25 protein-coding genes and 5 tRNA genes are annotated in these 26,152 nt (G+C 45.2%); 18 read left to right on the top strand and 12 right to left on the bottom strand.

The window, feature by feature from the left end; genetic code table 11:
- The 16 genes from ACQY26_RS06020 to rplA all read left to right on the top strand — a co-directional run.
- The coding region (locus ACQY26_RS06020) for an MTAP family purine nucleoside phosphorylase (RefSeq protein ID WP_428048245.1) at positions 1-764 on the top strand (764 nt) is incomplete at its 5' end.
- A gap of 134 nt (positions 765-898) precedes the next feature.
- Positions 899-1,495 (top strand): TetR/AcrR family transcriptional regulator, encoded by a 597-nt coding sequence (locus ACQY26_RS06025; protein ID WP_428048246.1) that lies wholly within the window; start codon positions 899-901, stop codon positions 1,493-1,495.
- 4 nt (positions 1,496-1,499) lie between these two features.
- Positions 1,500-2,897 (top strand): TolC family protein, encoded by a 1,398-nt coding sequence (locus ACQY26_RS06030; protein ID WP_428048247.1) that lies wholly within the window; start codon positions 1,500-1,502, stop codon positions 2,895-2,897.
- Positions 2,894-3,790 carry an efflux RND transporter periplasmic adaptor subunit gene (locus ACQY26_RS06035; RefSeq protein WP_428048248.1) on the top strand — a complete coding sequence of 299 codons (897 nt, stop codon included), beginning with the start codon at positions 2,894-2,896 and terminating at the stop codon, positions 3,788-3,790. Before ACQY26_RS06030 ends, ACQY26_RS06035 begins: the two co-directional genes overlap by 4 nt.
- Before the next feature lie 11 nt (positions 3,791-3,801).
- Positions 3,802-6,984: an efflux RND transporter permease subunit gene (locus ACQY26_RS06040; RefSeq protein ID WP_428048249.1), complete on the top strand. Its 3,183-nt coding sequence runs from the start codon at positions 3,802-3,804 to the stop codon at positions 6,982-6,984.
- Positions 6,985-7,632: 648 nt separating this feature from the next.
- Positions 7,633-8,694, top strand: a complete 1,062-nt coding sequence (locus ACQY26_RS06045; protein WP_428048250.1) for an aldose epimerase family protein — start codon at positions 7,633-7,635, stop codon at positions 8,692-8,694.
- Between the two features lie 62 nt (positions 8,695-8,756).
- Positions 8,757-8,828 (top strand) — tRNA-Cys (locus tag ACQY26_RS06050).
- Positions 8,829-8,901: 73 nt separating this feature from the next.
- Positions 8,902-8,972: transfer RNA gene (locus tag ACQY26_RS06055), tRNA-Gly, on the top strand.
- Positions 8,973-8,997: 25 nt separating this feature from the next.
- Positions 8,998-9,070: transfer RNA gene (locus tag ACQY26_RS06060), tRNA-Thr, on the top strand.
- 37 nt (positions 9,071-9,107) lie between these two features.
- Positions 9,108-10,298, top strand: coding sequence for an elongation factor Tu (tuf, locus tag ACQY26_RS06065; RefSeq protein ID WP_428048251.1), 1,191 nt, complete (start codon positions 9,108-9,110; stop codon positions 10,296-10,298).
- 108 nt (positions 10,299-10,406) lie between these two features.
- Positions 10,407-10,574: a 50S ribosomal protein L33 gene (gene rpmG / locus ACQY26_RS06070; RefSeq protein ID WP_428048252.1), complete on the top strand. Its 168-nt coding sequence runs from the start codon at positions 10,407-10,409 to the stop codon at positions 10,572-10,574.
- A gap of 22 nt (positions 10,575-10,596) precedes the next feature.
- Positions 10,597-10,671: transfer RNA gene (locus ACQY26_RS06075), tRNA-Trp, on the top strand.
- 23 nt (positions 10,672-10,694) lie between these two features.
- Positions 10,695-10,883: a preprotein translocase subunit SecE gene (secE, locus tag ACQY26_RS06080; protein ID WP_428048253.1), complete on the top strand. Its 189-nt coding sequence runs from the start codon at positions 10,695-10,697 to the stop codon at positions 10,881-10,883.
- A 2-nt stretch (positions 10,884-10,885) separates the two neighbouring features.
- A complete protein-coding gene (gene nusG / locus ACQY26_RS06085; RefSeq protein ID WP_428048254.1) occupies positions 10,886-11,476 on the top strand; it encodes a transcription termination/antitermination protein NusG in 591 nt (196 codons plus the stop codon).
- A gap of 48 nt (positions 11,477-11,524) precedes the next feature.
- Positions 11,525-11,959 (top strand): 50S ribosomal protein L11, encoded by a 435-nt coding sequence (gene rplK / locus ACQY26_RS06090; protein ID WP_428048255.1) that lies wholly within the window; start codon positions 11,525-11,527, stop codon positions 11,957-11,959.
- Positions 11,960-12,006: 47 nt separating this feature from the next.
- Positions 12,007-12,693, top strand: a complete 687-nt coding sequence (gene rplA / locus ACQY26_RS06095) for a 50S ribosomal protein L1 (protein WP_428048256.1) — start codon at positions 12,007-12,009, stop codon at positions 12,691-12,693.
- Between the two features lie 243 nt (positions 12,694-12,936).
- On the opposite strand, the gene ACQY26_RS06100 is transcribed toward rplA, so the two are convergent.
- From ACQY26_RS06100 to alaS, 12 genes are all read right to left on the bottom strand, one after another.
- Positions 12,937-13,686 carry a TlyA family RNA methyltransferase gene (locus ACQY26_RS06100; RefSeq protein WP_428048257.1) on the bottom strand — a complete coding sequence of 250 codons (750 nt, stop codon included), beginning with the start codon at positions 13,684-13,686 and terminating at the stop codon, positions 12,937-12,939.
- Positions 13,679-13,912, bottom strand: a complete 234-nt coding sequence (gene xseB, locus ACQY26_RS06105) for an exodeoxyribonuclease VII small subunit (RefSeq protein ID WP_428048258.1) — start codon at positions 13,910-13,912, stop codon at positions 13,679-13,681. The genes ACQY26_RS06100 and xseB overlap by 8 nt, the downstream gene beginning before the upstream one ends.
- On the bottom strand, positions 13,909-15,096 hold the full coding sequence (gene xseA, locus ACQY26_RS06110) for an exodeoxyribonuclease VII large subunit (RefSeq protein WP_428048259.1): 1,188 nt from the start codon (positions 15,094-15,096) through the stop codon (positions 13,909-13,911). Before xseA ends, xseB begins: the two co-directional genes overlap by 4 nt.
- Entirely contained in the window at positions 15,096-16,370 is a 1,275-nt protein-coding gene (locus tag ACQY26_RS06115; RefSeq protein WP_428048260.1) for a replication-associated recombination protein A, read from the bottom strand. Before ACQY26_RS06115 ends, xseA begins: the two co-directional genes overlap by 1 nt.
- Before the next feature lie 2 nt (positions 16,371-16,372).
- Complete coding sequence (gene zapA / locus ACQY26_RS06120; RefSeq protein ID WP_428048261.1) at positions 16,373-16,684, bottom strand: cell division protein ZapA; 312 nt, start codon at positions 16,682-16,684, stop codon at positions 16,373-16,375.
- On the bottom strand, positions 16,681-16,956 hold the full coding sequence (locus ACQY26_RS06125; protein WP_428048262.1) for a hypothetical protein: 276 nt from the start codon (positions 16,954-16,956) through the stop codon (positions 16,681-16,683). The genes zapA and ACQY26_RS06125 overlap by 4 nt, the downstream gene beginning before the upstream one ends.
- Positions 16,957-16,962: 6 nt before the next feature.
- A complete protein-coding gene (gene pheT / locus ACQY26_RS06130; protein WP_428048263.1) occupies positions 16,963-19,347 on the bottom strand; it encodes a phenylalanine--tRNA ligase subunit beta in 2,385 nt (794 codons plus the stop codon).
- Positions 19,348-20,397 (bottom strand): phenylalanine--tRNA ligase subunit alpha, encoded by a 1,050-nt coding sequence (gene pheS, locus ACQY26_RS06135; RefSeq protein ID WP_428048264.1) that lies wholly within the window; start codon positions 20,395-20,397, stop codon positions 19,348-19,350.
- Between the two features lie 362 nt (positions 20,398-20,759).
- Positions 20,760-21,152 carry a 30S ribosomal protein S9 gene (gene rpsI, locus ACQY26_RS06140; RefSeq protein WP_428048265.1) on the bottom strand — a complete coding sequence of 131 codons (393 nt, stop codon included), beginning with the start codon at positions 21,150-21,152 and terminating at the stop codon, positions 20,760-20,762.
- 12 nt (positions 21,153-21,164) lie between these two features.
- Positions 21,165-21,590 carry a 50S ribosomal protein L13 gene (gene rplM, locus ACQY26_RS06145; protein ID WP_428048266.1) on the bottom strand — a complete coding sequence of 142 codons (426 nt, stop codon included), beginning with the start codon at positions 21,588-21,590 and terminating at the stop codon, positions 21,165-21,167.
- Positions 21,591-21,705: 115 nt separating this feature from the next.
- Positions 21,706-21,788 (bottom strand) — tRNA-Tyr (locus ACQY26_RS06150).
- Positions 21,789-21,941: 153 nt separating this feature from the next.
- Entirely contained in the window at positions 21,942-24,560 is a 2,619-nt protein-coding gene (gene alaS, locus ACQY26_RS06155) for an alanine--tRNA ligase (protein ID WP_428048267.1), read from the bottom strand.
- A 58-nt stretch (positions 24,561-24,618) separates the two neighbouring features.
- On the opposite strand from alaS, the gene ACQY26_RS06160 reads away from it, so the two are divergent.
- Positions 24,619-25,503 (top strand): diacylglycerol/lipid kinase family protein, encoded by an 885-nt coding sequence (locus tag ACQY26_RS06160; RefSeq protein WP_428048268.1) that lies wholly within the window; start codon positions 24,619-24,621, stop codon positions 25,501-25,503.
- 107 nt (positions 25,504-25,610) lie between these two features.
- Positions 25,611-26,150 (top strand): ribosome hibernation-promoting factor, HPF/YfiA family, encoded by a 540-nt coding sequence (gene hpf, locus ACQY26_RS06165; protein WP_428048269.1) that lies wholly within the window; start codon positions 25,611-25,613, stop codon positions 26,148-26,150.
- Positions 26,151-26,152 lie beyond the last annotated feature (2 nt).

Consider the following 26,152-nt stretch of genomic DNA (forward strand, 5'->3'; position numbering starts at 1 on the left):
CTCCGTTCGGCGATCCTTCCGACAAAATCATTACCGGCGAAATCGGCGGCGTAAAAGTCGGCTTTTTGGCCCGCCATAACAGGAATCATATTTTCCTTCCTTCCGAAGTCCCTTACCGCGCCAATATTTACGCTTTAAAAAAGCTCGGAGCAAAGATAATTTTATCTTTCAGCGCGGTGGGTTCTTTAAAAGAGAAACTCCCTCCCAAGACTTTGGTCTTCCCCGATCAAATAGTTGATAAAACCGTCGGGCGCACACAAACGTTTTTCGGAAACGGAATAGTGGGGCATGTGTCTTTCGCGCATCCTTTTTGCGAATGCGTGCAGAACGAGCTTTACAAACAGGCCAAGAAGCTTAAAATCAAATCGGCGCAGGGCGGCGTTTTGGTTTGCATGGAAGGCCCGGCCTTTTCCACAAAGGCCGAAAGCGATTTCCACCGCAAAATGGGGTGGTCCTTAATCGGCATGACCAGCTGCCCCGAAGCCAAACTGGCCAGGGAAGCGGGTTTGGCTTACGGCTTTTGCGCCATGGTTACGGATTTCGACTCTTGGAAAGAAGGCGAAGAAGTTACCGCCGCCAAAGTAAACGAAACGATGAAAAGCAATGAAGTTTCCGCCAAGAAACTTATTTTGTCCGCGGTGCCGGTCATAGCGGCTTTAAAACGCTGCTCAGCCTGCAACGAAACCATGTACGATTCCGTGGCCGCGCCTCATAAAAAAGTCAATAAAGCTCAGCTTAAAAAGATTGAACTTATACTAAAATAGCGGCTTGGCCTTACGGCTTTTGTTTTTAGGCAAATGCGCCCCGTTCTTAACGGACGGGGCGTAATTTTTTTTGCATAAATTTTGACAGTATTTTTTGTTTTTTGTTAAAATATACTTACCGGTAGGTAAACAATATGAAAGATAAAAAGAATGAAATTTCAATGAAGAAAAAAATAAAAAACAAGGCTTTTGCTTTGATGGCTAAAAAGGGCCTCAAAGATATTTCCATGAGGGAAATCGCCGAAGCCTGCGGCGTAACCAAGCCGGTCCTTTATTACTACTTTAAGGATAAAGAAGATCTTTGCTACAGCTTGATAGTGGAGAAAAACGTCGTAAGCAACGAGAACTTAAAAAAGTTTGCGGCCTCGGGCGCCTCTTTTGAAGAAATTCTTGTTTTTATTTTTTCGGAATACGTGCAGGACATCAGTCATAAAGACGTGTTTCCTTTCGTGATTCACGTAAGCAGTTATCTTTTGTCAAACCCGGATTTGGGCAAAAGGTTCGAAGTGGTGAAAGAGCAAAACTTCGCCGTAATATCCGGGATTTTGGAAAAAGAATATAAAAAGGGAACCATTACGAAAAAAGGAAAGGAAATGGCTTTGCAGCTGATTTTCGCCAACATCGCTCATTTGATTTTAAACAGCTGTGAGCAAGCTATTAAATTTTCGCCTTCTTATCCTAAGGATATGGCGCGCGCTATATTAAAGGCGATAGATTACAGGGAGAAATAATTAAATGAAGAGAATTCTCAGCCTTGCGATTATATTCGGCATGGCTATTAATATGTTTGCTGCGCCCGCCGCGGCGGCGCAGAACAAAACTCAAAGGAAGCAATCCGGCGGGATAGATTTGTTCGCTCTCAAAGACACCAATCAGGAGGGGGCTTTAACCATGGATGAGGCCGTGGCCTTAGCCATGAAAGACAATACCACCATCCAAGTGGCGCGCAAGAATGCGGAAATTTACGCCCAGCAGGTAAGGCAGTATTGGTCTTCCGTATATCCGCAGATAGTTGCAAGCGGCAGTTATACCCGCGCCTTAAGAGGGCAGGAGATAATCACCTCCATGGGTTCTTTTAAAATGAGCTTGGACAACGCCGCCAGCGCTTCTTTGGAAGGCACTTTGGTTTTATGGAAAGGCGGAGCGGTAAGGGCCGGCATAAGGGCGGCGGAGCTGGCTTCCCAAAGCGGCTATTTGCAGCTTGAGGAAACTCAAAACCAAATCAAAGACGTCGTTACGACTTTGTGCTTCGGCATAATTCTGTCGCACGCTTTGATACAGGTTCAGCAGGAAAATCTTAATATCGCCAAGGACCACCTTAAGGAAATTACTTCAAAATACAAACAAGGCTTGGCCAGCGATTTGGACGTCCTCAACCAAAAAGTAAAAGTATCCAACAGCGAACCGCCTTTGATACAGGCTTTAAACAGTTATGATTTGGGCCTTTTAACTTTGCGCCGCGTTCTTAATAAAGATCCTCAGGATCCGCTTTCTCTTACCTGGCAGCTTCAGGACGTACTTAAAATAAAAGTGCCCGGTTTGGAAGAACTCTATAAAATGGCGGAAGAGAACCGCCCCGAGCTTGTAATTGCTGATTTGAACGTCAAAGCCGCGGAAGAGCAGGTAAAGATAGCCAAAGCCGATCATTACGGCAGCATAGCCGCTTTCGCTAATTTAACTTACAGCGGCACTTCCGATCATATTATGATACCTGTGGAAAGCCATAATTCTTCTTGGGGAAGCAATGTCGGTTTAAGGGTAAGCATTCCTTTGTTTGAGGGTTTTAGGGTTGATTCTTTGGTAAAACAGCGCAAGTTGGCTTATGACCAAGCCCTTTTGCAAGCCCGCGACACGGAGCGAAATATAAGGATTGAAGTAAAAAGAAGCTGGTTAAATTTCAACGAAGCCAAAAAAAGAATTTTGGCCACAAAAGGCACTATAGAAGAAGCCAGGAAAAATCTTGACAGAACAAATATCCGTTACAGAAACGGCCTTGCCAGCAGGCTTGATTTGGATGATTCGGCCTTGCTTTTACATGACGCCGAACTACAATATGTACAGGCCGTGCACGATGCTTTCACGGCGGTGTCCAATTTGAATTACGCAGTAGGTAAAGAGGTTACGCAAAAATGAAAAAAATATCAATGTTAATATTGTCGGCTTTTGTCTTATGCGCTTGCTCGGGCGGAAGCGGAAAGAGCAAACTGGAAGAAATCGAAACCGACACTTTTGTCGTACAGACTGAGAACGTCAGCCTTCGCGACGTAAAACTGGATTTGTTGATTACGGGCAGCATAAAAGCCTGGGAGGAGGCTGTAATCTTCCCCAGAGTTGACGGCAAGCTCTTGGAAAACGTACTAAAAGAAGGCGACAAAGTAAAACGCAACCAAAGTTTGGCTTTGATTGAACGCGACGAAGTAGGCGCGGTTTACGAGCCCGTTTTGGTGCCTTCTACCATTAACGGCGTTATCGGCAAAACCTATCTCGACCCCGGTGCGAACGTTACCAAAAGCACTCCCGTGGCAATGGTGGTAAATCAGGAGAACGTCCGCGTAGTGATTGATATTCCCGAAAGATATATCGGCAAAATTCGTTTGGGTCAGGAGGCTTCTTTCACCGTCGAAGCTTTCGAAAACAGAAAGTTTAAAGCCGAAGTTTACAAAATCAGCCCTGTGGTCGACTCTCAAAGCCGCGTGGTTACGGTGGAACTTAAAGCCGACAATTCGCAAGGCGCTCTTAAATCCGGGATGTTTGCCAAAGTAAATCTTGTTTTGGAAGAGAAAGAAAACGTCCCGGCGGTCAGTTTGACCAGCGTACAGAGCGAAACCGCGGAAGACGGTTCCGTGCAGAATTACGTATATACGGTAAACGTCGACGGCTCAACCGTCAGCAAAAAGCCGGTTCAAATCGGGCTTAAATCAACCGACACTTACGAAGTTCTTTCCGGCGCGTCGGTCGGGGACGAAGTAATAAAAATCGTTTTCGGCATTAAAGACGGAAGCAAAATAAGAGTCGAGAATAAATAAGGCTTATAATTATGCAAGAAAATCAAGAAAAATCTAAACAGGAAAAAGAAACCCAAAACGGGGGCGGCGGCATATCCGGGCTTTTTATCAGAAGGCCTGTAACGACCGTTATGTTCTCTTTGGTTTTGATAGTTTTGGGCCTTATCGGATACAGCCGCATGGGCGTGGATATGTATCCGGATGTGGACTTTCCGTATGTAACGGTGCAGACCACTTTGCAGGGTTCCAGCCCGGAAGAAATCGAAACTTCAATCACTAAAGAAGTCGAGGAAGCCGTAAACGTAATTTCCGGCATTGACACGATGACTTCCCAAACCATGGAAGGCGCGTCTTTCGTAATGATTAAATTCGATTTGGAAAAGGACCCGGACGTCGCCGCTCAGGAAGTCCGCGACAACGTAAACAAAATCGAAAAAGATTTGCCCGACGGCATTGATTCTCCTGTAATTTCCAAATTGGATATAGGCGCCGCGGCCATTTTAAACGTAGTCGTAACCGGCGATATGGATATTATCGAACTTACCGAACTTGCCAAAAAACAAGTTAAAGAAAACATAGAAAACGTAAGTGGTATCGGTTCGGTGGATATCGTAGGCGGAAGGGAAAGGGAAATACATGTCGTGGTAAATCCGCTTAAACTGGCTTCTTTGGGTATTTCGGTAGGCGCGGTAAAGTCTGCCATAACGGAACAGAATATTGAAATCCCGGGCGGCCGTGTGGAAAACGTCGCCAACGATTTCAATCTCCGCGTTTTGGGCCGTATCGACAGCGTAAAAAGTTTTGACGATATTGTAATCGCCACGGTAAACGGCGTGCCCATAAAAATATCCGATATCGGCCGCGTGGAAGATGACGGCGAATATGAAAGGGCCGCCACTTTTATCAACGGTAAAAGAAGCGTGTCTTTAAACATCAAAAAGCAGTCCGGCACAAATACTTTGGCCGTAATCGGCGCTATAAAAGAAAGACTTGAAAGAATAAAACCTCTGCTTCCCAAAGGCGTGGAAATTTATACCATTTCCGATACATCCGGCTATATTGAAGATTCATTCTTTGCCGTAATGGAACACTTGGTTGTGGGTGCGCTTTTGGCCGCAATAGTGGTGTTTATGTTCATGGGGGATTTGCGTTCCACGATTATTTCCGCCATGGCCATACCTACGTCAATCATAGGTACTTTCTTTTTGATGTATTTAAGCGATTTTACCTTAAACAACATGACGCTTTTGGGCTTGACGGTGGCGGTCGGTATCGTTATTGACGACGCCATCATCATGCTTGAAAATATTCACAGGCACATGGAAGAATACGGTAAAACGGCCATGCAAGCCGCAATAGACGGCGCGAAGGAAATTTCATTCGCGGTAGTCGCGACTACGGCTTCGTTGGTGGTAATTTTCGTGCCTTTGGCTTTTATGAGCGGTATGGTGGGCCGCTTCGTAAAAAGCTACGGCCTTACCGTGGCGTATGCAATCAGCATCAGCGGTTTAATAGCTTTGACTTTAACCCCGATGTTGTGCAGCAAATTCTTAAAGACCGAACGCAAAAAATCCAGAGCGGATAAAATGGTGGACAGCGTAAACAACGCCATTAACAAGGTCTATATGACTTGTTTAAAATTCGCCATGGCGCATAAGCTTTTAATGGTTGTATTTTCTTTGTTGCTGGCCGTTTCCCCGATATTTATTTTGGCCAGCGGCTTAATCGGCGTTGATTTTATCCCTGAAGACGATTCCGGCAAATATCAGATAAACCTTAAAGCTCCCGACGGCACCAGCTATCAGCAGATGTCGGTATTCATGAGGCAGGTTGAAAAAGAACTTAAGCAAATGCCGCATATCGACAAGCTTTTTACGGGCGTGGGCGTTTCCGCCGACAGTATCGTAAACACCGGTTCTTCCACCAACAGGGGATATTTCATATTGGAGCTTGAAGATCTAAAGAAAAGGGGCAAAGGCTATTCCCTTTTTGAGTATATTGACGCAACAAGAAACATTCTTGCCAAATATGATACCGTAAAAAGCCAGGTCTTCATTATCAGCGGTTCTCCGGGGGAAGGTTCAACCAAAGTCGAATACGTTATATCCGGCCCTGATATGAACGAACTCTTGGCCTACGCCAATGCGGTGTATGACAAAGTAAAAGACGTTCCCGGCATTATAGACTTGGACTTGGACTTTGACTTCGCCAAACCCGAATACAGGGTTTCCATTGACCGCGACAAAGCGCATGACCTCGGCGTAAAAATAAGCGATATCGCAAGCACTTTGCGCACTTTGGTCGGCGGCGAAGAGGATATTTCAAAGTATAAAGAAGGCAACGAACTTTATGAAATCCGCGTCCGCGCCGATGAGGATTACAGAAACAATAAAGAAGTCATCTCCGCGCTGATGATACCCGCGGTGCAAAACGGCAGGGATACGCTTGTACGTCTGGACAGCTTGGCTACAATAGAGCAGGGCTTCGGTCCTTCTCAGATAAACAGAATGAACAGGCAAAGAAAAATTACCGTTCAGGCCAACACCTCCGGCAAAATGGACATGAACCGCGCAATCAATATTATTGATTCCGCGTTTAAAGAGCTTAATCCTCCGGCCAACTATACTTCCGCGCTGGACGGCCAATCCAACGAAATGGGCAAAATGTTGTCAAGCTTTGCAATGGCTTTCGCTTTGGCGATATTGTTCATTTATATGATTTTGGCTTCCCAGTTTGAAAGTTATGTCCACCCGTTCGTAGTTCTTACGGCCATACCGCTGACGATACCTTTCGCGCTTTTATCCCTTATGGTTACGGGGGAAACGCTTAATATTTTCAGCTTGCTGGGCATATTCATGTTAATGGGTATAGTAAGCAAAAACGCCATTTTGCAGGTGGACTATACCAATACCATGCGCCATGCCGGATACGATAAGTATAACGCCATTATGGAAGCCAACAAGGTAAGGCTGCGCCCTATTTTGATGACGACGGTAACCATTATCGCCGGTATGATACCGACGGCTTTGGGCACCGGCGCGGGCTCTGGTTTAAGGCGCAGTTTGGCCATCGTAATTATCGGCGGGCAGACTTTGGCCTTGCTTATTACCCTGCTTATGGCGCCTGTGGCATACTCTTTGTTTGACGATTTCGGAGGCTGGGTAAAGAGAGTGATTTTCCGCCAAAAGCAAGATTCGGACGAAGCTTCGGCTTAGGCCGGTCTTACTTCACGAACCAACAGCCCCGGGCTCAAACCCGGGGCTTTTTATCATTAGATTATATCTGCGGAAATTGCCGATGTGCCGTATTTTTGGCAATAAAAAAGCGGGCCTTAACTGTTACACCTGTAATTATCCATTACCTTTCGTAACAAGCTAACGCCCGCTTTTACAACTGGAGCTATCCTCCATACCTTCTCCTCGGCACAGACATCCTAAACAACCGGTTCGCCGCCCATAACGACGGACAAGTAACCACCCGGACATCCGGCCCTCAGTCCGGCTGTCTCCTGCGAGCACCCACCCAAGGGAATTTTTTGCCCGCATCCGGCGTCCTCACGTCACGCGGCGTCTACATTCATAACACCGCACCGCCGGAAAACACCACCCAGCCAAACCGTTTCAAATTTTCAAAACGGGCAGCCTCCTTATGTAGGAGCGGGAACTGGTTCTATTCTTTCAGAACCCCCTGTTTTTGCTGCCCGTATCAATATAATACGATTAAAAAAACAAATGTCAAGCCCCCGGGCCGAAAAAATTAAAAATCTTATTTGTTCCGTCGATAAAATATAATCCTTTTTCGCTTTTGTTGCAAAAAAGTTTTATTTTTATACAATGGCTGTATAGTTGTATCGGGGGGTGTTTATGAGTGAACTTCGCCTTAAAGAACAAGATTTTGAAGGATATGTCGGCGCGGATAAATGCGTATTGATAAATCTGGCCAATACAAAAGGTGCTTTGGTTCAGCTTAGTAATTACGGGGCGAGAGTAGCGTCTTTTATCGTCCCGGATAAAAACGGCCTTTTGCACGATATAGTAATAGGCCCCGCTTCGCTGGAGGGCTACAAAAACGCTTCGGAACGTTATTTTAACGCCGTCGTAGGCCGTTATGCCGGCAGGATAGCAAACGGGAAATTTAAACTCGGCGGGCGCGAATACTCGCTAAGCGTCAACAATCCCCCCAATCATTTGCACGGCGGATTTAAAGGCCTTAACGAACAAGTTTGGAAGATTTGCGATATCTCTTCCAACTCGGCGGAGATGTCTTGTTTTCTGCCTGCGGGCCTGGACGGTTATCCTGGTGATTTTTCAATAAAAGTCCGCTATACTCTTACGGATGAAAACGCCCTTCTGTTCGAGGTACACGCGCAATGTTCGGAAGAAAGCGTCCTTAATATTACCAATCACGCTTTTTTTAATTTGGGCGATCATTCAAAAGACGTTTTGGACCATAAACTTTTTATCAACGCCGCGCATTATCTGCCTGTTGATAAAAATTTAATCCCCTCTGGCGATACGGCGGAAGTCAAAAACACTCCTTTTGATTTTACTTCTTTTAAAAAAATCGGCGCGGAGCTTAATGCGGATGACTCTCAGCTTAAATATTGCGGCGGATATGATCACAGTTTTGTCTGTGATGATTACAACGGCCGCAATTTGTTTTTGGGCGCGGCCGCCATTAACTGCGCAAGCGGCCTTAAGCTGGAAGTTCTTACCACTCAGCCTTCCGTACATTTTTACGGATGCAACTTTTTAAGCGGGAAAGATTCCGGCAAAGGCGGAGTTATCTACAAACGTTTCGGCGCTTTTTGTTTGGAAACGCAGCATTTTCCCGACAGTCCCAACCATGCTGATTTCCCTTCAACGGCGATAAAACCGGGGGAGGATTTTACTGCTTTAACGGTATACAGAGTCTCCGATATTTAAAAACTGTTTACAATAAAGGGTAAATTTTATTATAATTAATAGGAAAGAATTTTTATATGCACGGCGCGATGGCCAAGTGGTAAGGCGGCAGTCTGCAAAACTGCTATTCGGGAGTTCGATTCTCCCTCGCGCCTGCAATTTAAGTTCCGGAGCAAAGGCCTAAGGGTTTTTTGTCCGATAAAATTTGATATAATGAGATATGCCCACGCGGGCGTAGTTCAATGGTAGAACCTCAGTTTTCCAAACTGATGACGAGGGTTCGATTCCCTTCGCCCGCTTGGAACTTTGGTAAATTAAGATTTTGCTGGGATAGCTCAGCTGGTAGAGCATCTCCATGGTAAGGAGAAGGTCGTGGGTTCGATTCCCATTCCCAGCTTTTGAATTTAATTAAAAACATACAGGAGACAATTAATATGGCAAAGGAGAAGTTTTCAAGAAGCAAGCCGCACGTGAACGTCGGAACGATTGGGCACGTAGACCACGGCAAGACGACGTTAACGGCCGCATTGACGAAAGTATTGGCGAGCGAAGGCAAATCCAAAGAGATGGCGTACAGCGACATTGCGAAAGGCGGTGTAGTAAGGGACGCGAGCAAGATCGTAACGGTAGCGGTATCACACGTAGAATATGAATCAGACAAGAGGCACTATGCGCACATAGACTGCCCGGGCCACGCGGACTATATTAAGAACATGATCACTGGTGCGGCGCAGATGGACGGCGCGATATTGGTGGTATCAGCGGTAGACGGTCCTATGCCTCAGACGAAAGAGCACGTATTGTTAGCCAAACAGGTAAACGTACCGAAGTTGGTAGTGTTCTTGAACAAAGTAGATTTGGTAGAAGAAGCGGAACTTTTGGACTTAGTGGAAATGGAAGTTCGCGAGTTATTAAGCAAATATGAATTTGACGGGGACAACACGCCGATAATCAGAGGGAGCGCGTTGAAAGCGATAGAAGGCGATCAGAGCGAAATCGGCGTACCTGCGATAAAGAACCTTTTGGAAGCATTGGATACGTGGATACCTGAGCCGAAGAGAGAAACGGACAAACCGTTCTTGATGGCTGTAGAAGACGTATTTTCAATTACTGGCCGCGGGACGGTAGCTACGGGCAGGATTGAAAGGGGCCACATAAAAGTAGGCGACGCGGTTGAAATCATCGGATTTAGAGATACGTTAACGTCAGTAGCGACGGGTATAGAAATGTTCAGGAAGTTATTGGACGAAGGTATAGCTGGCGATAACGTAGGCATCTTGCTTAGAGGTATAGACAAGAAGCAGGTAGAAAGAGGGCAGGTATTGGCAGCGCCGAAGAGCATAACGCCGCACAAGAAATTTATCGGTCAGGTATATATCTTGAAGAAAGACGAAGGCGGGAGACACACACCGTTAACGCCTGGGTACAAACCGCAGTTCTACTTTAGGACGACGGACGTAACCGGAGAGTTGCAGTTTAAAGGCGACATGATAATGCCTGGTGACAACGCGGAAATAGAAGTAACGTTGATCACGCCTGTAGCGATGGAAGAAGGAGTAAGGTTCGCAATCAGGGAAGGCGGCAGGACGGTAGGCGCCGGCGTCGTTACCAAAATTATCGAGTAATAATTTGCAGCAAAAACCTAATAGGGACATTGAAAACAATGTCCCTATAGGTATCTTTAGAAGAGGGCGTAAAGCCCTTCTTTCGGTATTTTAAAACAGGAAAAGAAAATGGCAACAGCAGAAAGATTAACATTCGTGCTTTCCTGCACGCAATGCAAGAATAAAAACTACTATTTCGCGAAAGGCAAAAAGAAAGATTATAAAGTAGAATTGAACAAGTTTTGCAAAAAATGCGGCAAACAGACCGTTCATAAAGAAAGCAAAGCTTCCAAATAAATTCGCGTATCAAATTTCAATTGGGAGCGTCGGTTAACTGGTAAACCACCGGTCTCCAAAACCGGGACTGAAGGTTCGAGTCCTTCCGCTCCTGCCAGATTTTAAATAACGGTAGGTTATATGAACAAAGCAATTAGTTTTCTAAGAGAGTCATACTTCGAACTTAAAAAGAGCGTATGGCTTTCCAGGGCGCAGATGATACAATCCACGATATTCGTATTTATCGTGGTCGCTATTATTTCAATATATATAAGCGGGATAGATTTCATATTATCTTCGATACTGGGCAAAATTATCGGGGGCAATTAATAATGAGCGAAGAAATCACCAACAATCAACCCGCTGCGGCCTCCGCCAACGCCGATTCCGCGCAAGAAAAATTCTGGTATGTGGTGCACACCCAAACCGGACATGAAGATAAAGTAAAAGAAAAGATTTTAACCCAGATAAAAGTTCAAAATTTTGGCGACAGAATCTTCAACGTATTAGTGCCTACCGAAGAAGTTGTTGAAGTCAAACAAAATAAGAAAACTTTAAGAAAACGCAAATTTTTCCCCGGATATATTTTGGTTGAGATGATACTTTCCAGCCAGTCTTATTGGTTTATAAGAAATATCGTCGGGGTAACGGGCTTTTTGGGCGATCCTTATCCTGTTCCGCTTCCGGAAGAGGAAATCGCCGGCATAGTGGAACTTACCACCGTTACCGACGGCAAGCCCAAACATGCGGTTCAATTCAACCGCGGCGAGCAAGTCCGCATTACGGAAGGGCCGTTTAAGCATTTCGTGGGCGTTATAGAAGATGTCAACGAAGGCAAAAACAAGCTTAAAGTCATGGTAACCGTATTTGACAGAGCCGCCCCCGTGGAAGTTGACTATTTGCAAGTGGAAAAAATCAATTAATTTTGGCAGCAACCCGCTTAAGCGGGGAAATTAAGGAGTAAAATTAAAATGGCAAAAGAGAAAAAAATTAAAGGCTATATTAAACTGCAAATTCCTGCAGGCGCAGCCAACCCTGCCCCCCCGGTAGGTCCGGCTTTGGGTCAGCACGGCGTCAACATTATGGAATTCTGCAAGCAGTTTAACGCCAAAACAGCAAAATTAGAAAAAGGCATTAAGATCCCGGTCGTTATCACCGTATACGAAGACAGATCTTTTTCCTTTATCACCAAGATGCCGCCTATGGCGGTCCTTATCGTGAAGAAACTGGGCCTTGCTAAAGGTTCTGGCGCACCTCACAAAGATAAAGTAGGTAAGCTTACGCAGAAACAGTGTGAAGAAATCGCGGCCGAAAAATTGCCCGATTTGAACACCAAAGACGTCAAACAGGCCGCCGAGATGGTAAAAGGCACGGCCAAAAGCATGGGCGTCGATATCGTAAAATAAATTTTTACCCAGGGAGGGCTTCGGCCCGTTGACCTAAAGGAGAAAAGATGGGAAAAAGACTTGAAACAGCAAAAAAAGCGATAGACAGCAAAAAGCTCTATACACTTAAAGAAGCGGTTGCTTTATGCAAAGACAACGCGAAAGCCAAATTTGACGAAACCGTTGAATTGCATGTCCGCTTAGGCATAGACACCAAAAAATCCGACCAGCAAGTAAGGACGATGGTTGTCCTTCCGCACGGTACCGGCAAAACCAAACGCATTGCCGTTTTGGCTAAAGGCGAGCACGCTCAGGATGCTCAGAAAGCCGGGGCCGATTTGGTAGGCGGCGAAGATTTGGTGGAAGATATCTTAAAGGGCAAAATGGACTTCGACGTGCTCGTTGCCACGCCGGACACCATGAGAGATTTGGCCAAAGCGGCTAAAATCTTGGGCCCCCGCGGTTTAATGCCTAACCCGAAGGCCGGCACCGTCACTTTTGACGTCGCCACCGCCGTGAAAGAGCTTAAAGCCGGCAGAATCGAATTTAAAGCCGACGCTTACGGCATCGTACACGTACCCGTAGGCAAAGCTTCTTTCGATGCCGAAAAACTGTTCACCAACGCAAAAGCTGTTTTAGACGTAATCAACAAAGTTAAACCCTCAACCTCAAAAGGCTTATACGTGAGAACCATCTCCGTATCCTCCACCATGGGGCCCGGTTTACATGTTGATACCAGTAAAGTAAACGCATAGTTAAACTCTTTTGCTATAAGCCCCGCGCCTTTTAGGTGCGGGGCTTTTTTGTAACAAATTAAATTTATGTACAGGCCATATATTATTTTTGCCCCGTCGTGATGTTTGCGGTTTTAATGTAGTCTTAGTTTATTATTGATGTATTAGTCTTGAGGTAAGCATTTACAAAAGGGCAAAACCGGTCTGTTTTAAATGTTTTAAAAATAAAACCCGGATAAAATCCGGGTTCATTAAGCTTAAATATTATTTGCCTATTTTTATATGCCAAAGATATTCGATATTGCCGTGTACGCCGGTAATGGGGGAATTTATCAATCCGCCTTCTTGCGCGTTAAATTGGCGCTCAAGATTTTCTTTAAAAAACTCCCTTACTGAAGCTATCGCTTTTTGCCGATTTTCTTCCGTTTTTACTATGCCGTGGGGGACTTCTTTGGGGCTTAATTCAAATTGCGGTTTTATCAGGAATGCAATATCGCTTTTATCCGCCATGCAGGAAAATAAAGCCGGCATTATCATTTTAAGCGATATAAAAGAAACGTCAACGGCCGCCGCCTCAAAACGGGCTGGGAACATATCCGGCCTGATGTAGCGGGCATTCGTATTAGGATGAAAGAAAAAGTTTTTAAAAGCGGTAATTTCGCTCGCTATTTGGCCTTTGCCTACGTCAACGCCGTAAACTTCCTTTGCGCCTCTCAGCAGAAAACAATGGGAGAACCCCCCCGTAGCCACGCCTATATCCGCGCAAATTTTATCTTTTACGTCTATATTAAAAGCGTCCAGCGCGCCTTGCAGTTTAAGGCCTCCGCGCGATACATACGGGCAGGATTTTTCTTTCAAAGATATGGTGTCTTCGGGTTTGATGTTCCTGTCGGCGCGCGTTTCCACCTGTCCGTTAACCATAGCTTCCCCGGCCATAATTATGGCCTGCGCCTTGTTTCTACTTGAAGCAAGCCCTTGTTCCACCAAAGCGTTATCTAAGCGTAATTTAGGCATTTTCTTCCTTATCAAAGGGCTCTAAGACTAATTCCGCCCCTTTTTCTTTCAAAGCGTCGACTTTAAATTTAACTTCATTTAATTTTTCCGAAAGTTCCTTTGAAAGTTTTATCCCTTCTTCAAACAGTTTGGAACTTTCTTCCAAGGCGATAGTATCGCTGTCCAAAGTGTTTACTATTTCTTCGAGGCGGGCTAATTTTGCCTCAAAGGTATTTTTTTTGTTCATATGGTTTCCACCTCAAAATTATCGTAAGAAGTCTGCACGGTAAGGCGTTCTCCTTTTAAAGAAGAACGCACAACCTCCCCGGTAGCCGCGCGGCGCACTATGGCGTAACCGCGTTTCAGGGTGGCTTCGGGGCTTAATAATTTAAGTCTTTGGACGGCCGTTTCCAAGGAGTGTTCTTTACTGCGCGTCAAATTGTCCATTTTTATACAAAGCGTTTCTTTTAAATCGTCAAGCAGCTGTTCTTTCCTGTCGAAGAACAAATGCGGCTCTTTAAGAAATTTGCTGTTTGCTGCCAGTTCAAATCTGCTTTTTAAGCGTTGATATTTTATTTCAAGCGAATTCAACAAAAGTTTGTTTAAATTAAGCAGTTTTTCGGCTGTGTCCTGAGCGTTTTTTACTACCAGTTCTGCCGCGGCGGAAGGCGTCGGCGCCCTCAAAGACGCCGCAAAATCCGTGAGCGTGAAATCGGTTTCATGCCCCACGCAGGAAATTACCGGTATCTTGCTTGCGGCGACTGCGCGCACCACTATTTCCTCGTTAAAACTCCATAAATCTTCTATACTCCCACCGCCGCGTCCCAGTAAAATAACGTCAACCGGCGGAGTAAGTCTTTGCAGGTTTTCCAAAGCTTTTACTATTTGTTCTTTGGATCCTTCCCCCTGAACAAGCGTCGGGGCTATAATAACCTCAAGATTGCGCCCGCGCCTTTTAAGGACGGAAAGTATATCCCTGACCGCCGCCCCGGTGGGCGAAGTAATAACGCCTATCCTTGAAGGGAACTGCGGCAGAGGCAGTTTTCTGTCTTCGTCAAACAGTCCTTCTTCGGATAGTTTCGCTTTAAGTTTTTCAAATTCAAGATAAAGGTTTCCCCGTGTTTTAACTTCCGCTTCCCGCGCTATAATTTGGTAACGTCCTTGTTTTATATAACAGGATAAATCTCCTCGCACAAGGATTTGATCCCCTTCTTTTAAATTGACCCCTCGCGCATAGCCTTTAAACAATACCGCGGAAATTAGAGCGTTTTGGTCTTTTAAATCAAAATAAATATGTCCGCTGGCGGCTTTTTTCAGATTTGATATTTCGCCTTCCACGGACACCCCGGTCAGCACGCCTTCAAGCATTTCTTTTATGATTAAGCTGATTTCCGTTACGGAGAAGATTTTATTTGCGTCAAAGGGCGGCATTATTTTTTCTTCCTCAAATTAAATTGCCTTTCTTTGATAAGTTTTTCTTTGCCCATTAAAGTAGGTTTGTAGAATTTTTTAGGCATGGGCATATATTCCTGTTCCACATAATGATTGGGGAAGTCGTGCGCATATTTGTATCCTTGGTTTTTGCCGCCGCTTTTAAGGTGAACGGGCACATCTCGCCTGGGGCCGTTGCGGACTTCGTTTAAAGCTTCGTCTATGGCCAAATAAGCCGCGTTTGATTTGGGCGCGCAGGCGACGTAAATCGCCGCATGTGCAAGCGGTATCCTCACTTCCGGCATTCCCAAAACTTCCGCGCTTTTAAATGCGGCCTCGGCTATAACGAGGGCCGTAGGTTCGGCAAGGCCGACGTCTTCCGCGGCGCAGATAAAAATACGCCTTGCTATAAAACGCGGATCCTCCCCCGATTCCAGCATTCTGGCTAGCCAATATACGGCGGCGTCCGGGTCCGATCCGCGCATGGATTTTATAAAAGCGGAAATAATATCATAATGGTCGTCGCCTTTTTTATCGTAATTCAAATGCCTTTTTTGAATACAGTCTTTGGCGATTTCAAATGTGATTTGTTTTGGTCCGCCTACGTACGGCGTGGTTATAAGGGCAAGTTCCAGCGCGTTTAAGAAACGTCTGGCGTCGCCGTTTGCCTGAGTGATAAGGAAATCCCTCGCCTCTTCGTCTATTTTAAAATTTTCTATATTTTCGGCTCTTTTTGTAATTTTCGCCAAATGTTCTTTGGAGAGAGGCTTAAATTCAAATACCGAAAATCTTGAAAGCAATGCATTGTTGATATAAAAATAAGGGTTTTCCGTAGTTATGCCGATAAGTATAATCTGCCCGCTTTCGACGGAAGGAAGCAAAACATCCTGCTGTGTTTTATTAAAGTGATGTATTTCATCCAAAATCAGCAGAGTGCGTTTCTGTTCAAAATTGTTTTCTATCCTTATTTTGGCTTCTTCAAGGACTTTTTTTAAATCCGCTACTCCTGCGGCGGCGGCGTTAAGTTCGCTTACGTGCGCTTTTGTGCTTTTGGCTATGAACCTGGCCAAGGCGGTTTTGCCGACTCCTGGCGGGCCGAAGAACACCGCCGAGCGCACCTTATCGGCCTCAATGAGCCTGCGCAGAAGTTTGCCCGGCGCAAGGATATCATCCTGCCCGGCGAAGTCTTCTATGTTTTTAGGCGCAAGGCGCGCGGCCAAAGGCATATTGGCCAAAACATTACCGAGTTTTTGTTCTTCAAAAAAATCCTGCATAATTATTTAAGCGGCAGACGGTTAAGCGCAAGCGTAAGTTTTTCTATCGCGCTGTCTATCTGTTTTTCTCCGGCTTTGTTTTTTTGTTCTTCGTTATTGCTTTTGGTGTAAACTTTTGCGGCGTAAAACAAGGCCGTGTGCAAAAGCACTTTAAAGGTGTCTACGGTATGTTTTTCTTCGGATATTTGGTCCATTTTATTTTCAATTTCCCTGGCTAAGGCGTTAACGTCCAGCGGGCCCAAGCCCTCCAGCGTAACATTATCAAGTTCTATCCTTTTTACGGTTACCGTAACGGGTTCTTGTTTTTTGCTCATTTGCCGCCCAAATCGGGGGAGGAGGACTGCTGCTCTATCCTCTCAATCTCCCTGTCTATTTTATTGTAAAGTTTTTTTAATATGGAAGTCGTAACGTCTTTCCATTCTTTTAAAGCCTTCGCCGTAACCTGCGCGCTTTGCAGAACTTTTACATTGGATTCCAAAGTCCTGACTTTCGCTTGCAGAAGGATATTTTCCTCTTCGGCCTGCGCAAGCCTTACGGAAATGCGGTCTATTAAAAGATGCAGCTGTTTGTATTTGTCTTCTTCCATATTGATTTATCTTAACTGCGCGCCGAGTTTGTTCTTTAAAGCTTCAAGCACGGTTTCCACGGCTTTGTTGACTTCGGCGTCTGTTAAGGTCTTTTCCTTTGAGATAAAATCAAAGCTTAAAGTAATGCTCTTTTTACCCTGCGGCAAATTATCGCCCTGATACAAATCTATCAAGTGGTAAGCCGTTTCGGGTGTGGATTGTTTCAGAACTTCGCGCACGGAATCAAAAGAAACGTTTTTGTCCAGTACCACCGACAAATCCCTCTTTGAAGCCGGGAACGCGCTTATTTCTTCCGCTTTTTTAAATTGCTGAGCGTCAAAAACTTTTTCTAGGTTTTTAACGTCAAACTCAAAGGCGTAAACATCCTGTTTAATGCCGTAAGCCTTAAGAGTGAGCGGATGCACTTGTCCAAAAAAGCCTATCTTTTTATTATCCAGCATAATGTCCATGCAAATTTTGGGATGCATATAAGCCGGGGCCGCTTTTGCGGGTTTAAAAGAAATGTTTTTAAAATCCCTGAGCGTACCGCTTACTATGCCTTTAAGCCCGTAAAAACCGACGTGGCATTGCGGCGTCATAAAAAACTTTTCTCTGGGGGTTTTCCCGCACATAACGCCGCTTAGGGCGAAAGTTTCAAGCGGGAACCCTTTTTGCAGATTGAAAGTCTTTCCGTATTCAAAAAGGCTCAAATCATGTCTGCCGAAGTTTTGGTTAAAAGCAATGTTTTTAAGCAAGCTTATCAAAAGCATAGGGCGCATAAATTCCATACCGTCGGCCAAAGGATTTTTAATTTCCACGGCGGTTTTATCGCTGTAGCCGAAATTTGCCAAATCTTTTGCGGAAACGAAATCAAAGTTTTTACATTCGTAAAAGCCTAGCCCGGCAAGAGCTTCGCTGAATTTCTCGCCCAAGTCTACGGCTTTAGGGTTTTCGCCGAAGTATAAAGAAGCGTGCGTTACGCCCGTATTATCCGCGGCCAAATTATCCAAGCCTATATAACGGGCGGCTTCTTCCGCCAAATCCCATTTATGGTTTAAATCTCTGCGGCAGGAAAGCGGCGTAAAACTCCAGGTTTCGCCTTCGGCTTTAAAATCCGCGCCGAGCCTGTTAAAAATATCTTTAAGCTGCCCGCGGTCTATATCCATGCCGATAATTTTTTCTATGTCTTCGGGTTTAAAATTTATCGCGGCCGGTTTATAAGGCGCGGGATATACGTCGTTGATTTCGCCGGGTTCGCCGCCGCAAATATCCAAAATAAGCGCGGTGGCCATCTCTATGGATTTTACGCAGGTGTCAATATCGACGCCTCTTTCAAATCTTTGGGAAGCTTCCGTGCTTACGGCAAATTTCTTGGAAGTTTTGTTAATGCAAGGCGGATAGAAATACGCGCCCTCTAAAAAAACGTCTTTGGTTTCCGGCAGAATGCTGTCGCCTTTCCCGCCGATTACGCCGGCCAAAGCCACGGCTTTTTTGCCGTCCGCTATAATTAAGTTTTGCGGCGTCAGCGTTCTTTCGACGTCGTCCAAACCCAGGAATTTCTCGTTTTCTTCGGCCCAGCGCACGTTTATTTCTCCGCCTTCAAGGTGGTTAAGGTCAAAAGCGTGCATGGGGTGGCCTATTTCGAAAAGGACGTAATTGGTAATATCGACAAGGGCGTTTTTCGGGTTAACTCCCATAGCCAAAAGCCTTTCTTTAAGCCACTGCGGGGACTCCGTATTTTTTACGTTTTTTATAATTCTGCCGGCATATCTGGGGCAGCCGCTTTCGTCGGTGTGCAAAGATATTTTCAAAGCCGGTCCTTCGCCTTGTACCTGTTTCCATTCTTTATTTTTAAGAGGCAGGTTCATAAGTACGCTAAGTTCCCTCGCTATGCCCAAATGGCTCATCAAATCGGGCCTATTGGGAGTAAGGGAAACTTCAAAAACAGCGTCGGCTTTGCCGTAAAGGGTTTTTATGTCCGTACCGACGGGAATATCCGAAGATAAAATCATTATTCCTTTTTGGCGTTCCGCGGCCAAACCCAGTTCATCCGCGGAGCATAACATCCCTTCAGAAGCCACGCCTCTGATTTCCGCCGGTTTTAAATAAATTTTGCCAAGCCTGGAGCCTACGTTCGCCAAAGGAACGGTTTGTCCTTCTGCTATATTCTGTGCCCCGCATACTACGCGCTTTGCGCCGTCTTTGGTTTCCAAATCCACCAAATGCAGTTTTTCGGAATTAGGATGCGCGTTTATTTTTACGATTTTAGCCGCGTAAATATCGTCAAAATCCGCGCCGGTTTTTTTAATCTCTTCAACTTCCATGCCCAGCACGGTCAGCTTTTTCGCCAATTCTTCGGGCGTTAAATCCAAGTCAATAAAATCTTTAAGCCAGGAATATAATATTTTCATTTAAAATTGCTCCAAAATTCTTATGTCGTTTTCGTAGAAAGCTCTGATGTCTTTTATCCCGAGGGAGAACATCGCCAGCCTTTCCACACCCATGCCGAAAGCGTATCCGCTGTAAACTTCCGGGTCGATTTGGCAGTTTCTGAGGACGTTCGGGTGCACTATGCCGGCCCCCATCATTTCTTTCCAGCCGGAGCCTTTGCATACCGGGCAGTTTTTATCTTTCCCTTCGCAGAACACGCATTTAACGTCCACTTCCACGCTGGGTTCCGTAAACGGGAAGAAAGAGGGGCGGAAGCGAACTTCGGCTTTTTTGCCGAACAAACCTTGCATAAATACGGTTAAATCTCTTTTTAAATCCGCCAGGCTTACGTTTTTATCTACATACAAGCCTTCTATCTGATGAAACACAGGGCTGTGCGTAGCGTCCAAAGAATCTTTGCGGAATACGCGCCCCGGCGCCATAATGCGTATCGGCGGTTTCTGTTTCTGCATGGTGCGTATCTGTACGCCGGAAGTATGCGTTCTTAACACGAAATCGCTTTTATGGGGGTTTTTAATAAAGAAGGTGTCCTGCATATCCCTTGCTGGGTGATGCGCGGGAATATTCAAAGCGTCAAAATTGTGATATTCGTCTTCAATAAAAGGCCCGTGCGCCCAAATAAAGCCGAGCTTTGAAAGAATGTCCGTCATCCTTTTCTGCGCTATGGCGAGTGGGTGCCTTCCGCCTTTGTTGAACGGGAAAGCCGGTAAAGTTAAATCCAAATCGGTTTTGTTTAGCTCTTCGTTAATGGCGGCGTTTTCAAGTTCCGCGTTTTTTGCTTCAAACAAAGAGGATAATTTTATTTTAAGAGCATTGCTCAAAGGGCCGAAGATTTTTTTCTCTTCCAAAGAAAGATCTTTGAGGCTTTTTAAAAGTTCGGTAAGTTCGCCTTTGCGTCCTATCGCGGCGACTTGCAAATCCTGCAAATCTTTAACGTTTTTGCAGGCTTGTATTTTTGATGTGTAATTTGTTTCTATTAAATTCAGTTTGTTTTTAAGTTCTTCAATCATAATATTATTATAGAAAATTAGTCCGCCCAAACACTAGTTCAACGGCGGTTTATGCGAGGTTTAAATTTTATGATGTTTTTTAACTCTTCATTTGGAGTTTTGCGGGGGAGTTTCCGCCTTGGCCTAAAGGCCGTTTCTCCAGCCTTAAGTTTTATTATTTTGCCTAAAGTGTTACGTATCGGCGGAAGTATTGATATCGCGCCCTGTTGATTGTTGTCCGGTACAAGTTTTTGCACCGCCCAAAATAAAATATTTCCCTGCGCGTTTTTGTTCGTCTGTTTCTCGGCGGGGTCTGCGTTACTTGGCGGGTAACTAATAAAAAACCCCCGGCGAACCGGGGGTTAAATTTGTCCAATCCCAAATTAACGTTTGGAGAACTGGAAACGTCTTCTCGCTTTGGGCTGGCCCGGTTTCTTTCTTTCGACCATTCTGGGGTCTCTGGTAAGGAATCCGGCCTTTTTCATGGATTTTTTATTGTCTTCGCCGAGTACAGCGAGTGATCTCGCTATGGCGTGGCGTATTGCGCCGGCCTGGGAGGCGATACCGCCGCCGGAAACTTTAACGTTTACGTCAAATTCTTTTTCGGCTTTGATTTCGCTCAGCGGGGCGAGGACGGTGTCCTGATATCTGGGACATCCGCGGAAATAGTCTTCCAACGTTTTGGTGTTGATAATTACTTTTCCGGAACCTTTCACGAGCTCGGCCTGAGCTACGGAAGTTTTTCTTCTACCGGTTTTAATCTGTTTGGTTTCCATAAAAATCACCTTTTATTTTGAGAACCTTTCGGCAAAAGAATGCTCTTCGCCATTGAAAATTCTAAGTCTTTTCATTCTTTTGGCGCGAAGTTTGTTATTGTCGAGCATGCGGTAAACGGCGAGCTCGATAACTTTCGCGGCGTTGTTTTCCATCTGCCTTTTGAAAGGAACTTCTTTAGCGCCTTTCGCGTAGCCGGAGTGGGAGAAATAAACTTTCTCTTCAGCTTTTTTCCCGGTTACTTTGATTTTGCCGGCATTGGTAACGACTACGAAATCCCCGCAGTCCATATTGGGGGTAAAAGTTCTTTTATGTTTGCCCATGAGGTAAACCGCCAACTGAGTAGCGAGCCTGCCGAGGGTCTTGCCGGTAGCATCAATATGATGCCATTTTCTTCCTGCTTCGGCTTCCTGAACGGAAGGTAAGTATGTTTTGCTCATTTTGTACCTTTGTGTTTTATAGGATTTGACTCGGGTCCTATTAATTTCACATAAATTTGCGCTTTTGCGCCCGCGCTACCACTGCGCGCCGGCTTTCTAAGCTAAAAAAGAGGAATGGTTGGGATAGGATTCGAACCTATGTAGGGCACGCCCGACGGTTTTACAGACCGTTGCTTTTGACCGCTCAGCCACCCAACCGTTCCTCTAAAATCTGTATGATTTTTAAAGCCGGATAAAACCTTTCTGGTTTTATCGTTTCTTAAAAACCGGATAATTTATTATAGCAAAATAATTCGTACATCTACAAACAATTTTATTTTTATTTCGCTTTAATAAATTATATCAAAAAAATTAAATTTCTTTAATCTTCTTAATAAATTCTTCCCACGGGCAGGCTTCTCCGCCGCCTTGGGCGAAATCGGGCTTTCCGCCGCCGCGTCCGTTTATTGCGGCCGCCACGGCTTTAGCCGTTTTGTTGGCGTCGGGCCCTCCTTTAAAGCTTTTCACGACGAAAGATTTTTTGCCGTCCCTGTCGGCCGAAATCAAAATAACTTTGCCTTTATTCTTATCCGCCATATTGTCGGCAAGGGTTCTAAGTTCTTTTATTTCGGTGTTTTCCGCGTTAAAAGCGGTCAGCTGCGTACCGTCTTTCAAAGTTAAATCGCATTGGGCGGATTTATCGGCACCGCTTAAAAGCCTGCGTTTAAGTTCGGCCACTTCCTTCTTAAGTTCCTGTTCCAAGTTCAGCATGCTTTCCACTTTTTTCGCCAAGTCGTCGACGGAAGTGTTTAACATTTTTGAAAGCAGCATCGCGGTGTTTGCGACGTGTTTTAAATGTTCAATCGCGCTTAATCCCGCTACGGCCTCAATACGGCGGACGCCCGCGGAAACCGCGCTTTCCCTTAAAATCCTTATATTCATTATTTCGCCCGTGCTTTTTACGTGCGTACCGCCGCAAAGCTCAAGGCTGGCGCGGTTTAAAGGATCTTTAAAACCGTCTTTTGCCATTAAAACGAATCTGGCCGGGTCGGCATAAGTTTCGCCGAGCAGCACCGTCGCGCCGAGTTCTTTTGCATCTTTAAGCGGGCGCACCTGCGTTTCCACTTTAAGATTTTGTTCGATTATACTGTTGGCTACGCCCCATACGGATAAAAGCTGTGCCGGGGTGGGCGGCGTGGAAATGGTATAGTCAAAGCGGAGTTTTTCCGGCGAAACGAAAGAACCTGCCTGATGCACTTCGTCGCCCAGGATTTTTCTTAATGCGGCGTTTAACACGTGTACTGCGGAATGGTTTGCGGCGGCTTTAAATCTTGCCACCTGATCCACCGCAAGCGTAATTTTCTGTCCTTTCCTGAGTTCGCCTTTGATAATGTTTACTTTGTGCAAATAAATTTTTTCAATCGGTTTTTGGGTATCGCTTACGCGCGCGGTTACTTCTCCTTGGACTTCTACCGCGCCGATATCGCCCACTTGTCCGCCGGACTGAGCGTAAAAACTGGTTTTATCTGTAATTACAAAACCTTCTTTATCAAGTTTGTCCGTAATTTTGTAATCTTTGGTAAGCAAAGCCAAAATTTCCGCCTGTTGTGTTAAAGTTTCATAACCGGTAAACTCGGTCGCGGGCAAAGATCCCTCCAGCTGCTGCATGACGAGCACTTTTTCTTTTTCAAACTCGTCTGCGTAAGCGCGGGAATTTTCTTTTGCGGTTTTCTGAGCTTCAAAAAAACCTTTCTCGTTGAGTTTTATATTCTTTTCGGCCAAGATTTCTTTGGTAAGCTCCAAAGGAAAGCCGTAAGTTTCGTAGAGGTTGAAAGCTTCTTCGCCGGAAAGTTCCGCCGGATTGTTTTTGATTATTTCCTGCAGTCTTTGTTCGCCGTCGTTTAAGGTTTTAAAGAAAGCGGTTTCTTCCGCTTTCAAAGCCGATATGATATGGTTCGCGCCGGTTAAAAGCTGCGGATAAATATCTTTATAAATTTCTAAAACGCTGGGCACAAGCATATGGAGGAACGGCTGTGTTCTTCCGTGCAGTTTCCCGTAGCGCGCGGCGCGCCTTATGAGGCGGCGCAAAATATATCCGCGCCCTTCGTTTGAAGGCAAAACGCCTTCGGAAAGCAAAAAGCTTGAAGCGCGCACATGGTCGGCAACTATTCTTAACGCGGAAACTTCCGCCGGGTTCTTGCCGGTTATTGCCAGTATCTTTTTTGCTTGGTCTATTATGGGCGTGAACAAATCGGTGTCAAAGGGATTGTCGACGTTTTGCATAACCATGCAAAGCCTTTCAAGGCCCATGCCGGTGTCGATGTTCTTTTGCGGCAATTTTTCAAGGGTGCCGTCTTCCAAACGGTTGAACTGGGTAAAAACCAAATTCCATATTTCCACATATCTGCCGCAGTTGCATGCTATGCCGTTTTTGGCGCAGTTGGGGCAGCCTTTGTCTTCGCCGAAATCGTAATAAATTTCCGAACACGGGCCGCAAGGGCCTGTGGGGCCCATAGTCCAAAAGTTGTCGGCTTCGTCAAACTCATAAATGCGGCTTTTGTCTATTATTTTGGACCAAGCTTCATAAGCTTCTTCATCCCTGGGGGCTATGCCTCCTTTGTAAATGCTGACGTAAAGCTTGCTTTTATCCATTTTAAGTTCATTGGTAAGATAGTCCCAAGCCCAAGCTATGGCCTCTTTTTTAAAATAATCGCCGAAGGAAAAGTTCCCCAGCATTTCAAAGAAAGTCAAATGCCTTTTTGTAAAACCGACATTGTCGATGTCCGTAGTCCTGAGGCATTTTTGGGAAGTTGTGGCATTTTTAAGATTTTTTTTAAGCCCGAGGAAGTTCGGTTTGAATTGAACCATTCCCGCGGAAGTGAATAAAAGCGTCGGGTCCCCGTGGGGGATAAGAGAGCTTGATTCTATTATCGGTAAGCCCTTCTTGTGAAAATAATTTAAAAAACTACTTCTTACATTTTGGCTTTTCATATTATAAATTACCTCAAAATATTATAAAGTATATCATATTAGTAAGGGGCGTACCAGAATGAAAACCGTGTTTATAATCAATCCTAAATCGGGTAAAAAACTCGGCGGATCAAATTTAAAATTTTTAATAAACAAACATGTTCCGCAGGCCGAAATTCTTTTTACGGAATATAAAGGCCATGCAAGCGAACTTGCCGCGAAAGCCGCCGCGGAAGGCGCGGAAAAGGTTATAGTCGCCGGTGGGGACGGCACCATTAACGAAGCCGTGCAAAGCCTCGCCGGTACGCAAACGGCTTTGGGTGTTATCGCTTTGGGCAGCGGCAACGGCCTTGCGCGGGAGCTCGGCTGCCCGCTCGGCGCGCTTGAAGAAAGAGTCCGCGCTTTAAAAAACTTCTCTGTAAAAACATACGATTTGGGCCGCGCGAACGGGGAATATTTTATCAACTTGGCTGGGGTAGGCATCGAGGCGGACATCGCGCTTAAATTTGACGCTTTGGGCGCTTCCGGCAAAAGGGGAAAATGGCCTTATTTTAAGATAGGCGCGCAGTCTTTTTTTAAGTATAAAGCCCCGTCTTTGAAAGTAAAAACCGACGCCGGGGAATATCTCTTTAAAGCCATATCTTTGGTGTTCGCGAACGGCCGTCAGTACGGAAGCAATTTCATAATAGCGCCGGCGGCTTCTTTTTCCGACGGTTTTTTGGATATGACGGTTATCAAAAAAACGAATATTTTTAAATTGCTTTTGGGGCTTTCGTCGTTTTTCTTTCCGTCTTGCAAAATCGTAAGTATTGCCGATACTTATAAGATAAGAAGCGCAAAGATAGAGCTTGAAGGCGTCTTCGCCTATCACATTGACGGAGAACCGAAAACCGCAAAAGACATTCTTGAAATAGAAATATGTCCCGGAAAGCTGAAAGTATTAAGCGGCGCACGCGGGCAATAGGGCCTGATTTCGCCGGCCGCATTCGTCAAGATTGCCGTTGACAGCATGTCTAACAAATGATTTAATAAGCACACGGGCAAAGCCCGAGGGTAAAACTGGAGGAAATTATGAAACTCAAAATTACAGCCAAGAACATTAAGCTTACGCAGGCGATTAAAGATTATACCACTTCAAAAGTGGACAAACTTGATAAGTTTTTTGATGAATCCGCCTGGGCCGAAATAGTTTTAAGCGTGGACAAGAAAATCAACCAAAGGGCCGAGCTTACCGTTCATTCCGGCAAAAAGAAATTTACCGGCAAATCAATAGAAGAAGATTTGTATAAAGCTATCGACGGTACGATTCTTAAAATCGAAGCCCAGGTCAGGAAGACCAAAGGCAAAGCCGTACAAAGCAAAAAAACGGCTGTTAAGGAAGATTTGGCCTCCTATTACGGCGCGGTATTCGCTCCGCAGAACGATGTTAAATTTTCTGTAATCAAACAGGTTGAAGTCCATCCGATGAACCCCGAAGACGCCGCCTATGAAATGGAAAGGCTCGGCTATACTTTCTGGATGTTCATGGACGAAGAATCCAAACAAATCAACCTTATTTTCAAGAGATTGGACGGCACTTACGGCCTTATCCAGCCCGTAAAAGCCAAATAAAA

It is taken from the genome of Candidatus Proelusimicrobium excrementi (assembly GCF_937881865.1).
Taxonomy (GTDB): Bacteria; Elusimicrobiota; Elusimicrobia; order Elusimicrobiales; family Elusimicrobiaceae; genus Proelusimicrobium; species Proelusimicrobium excrementi.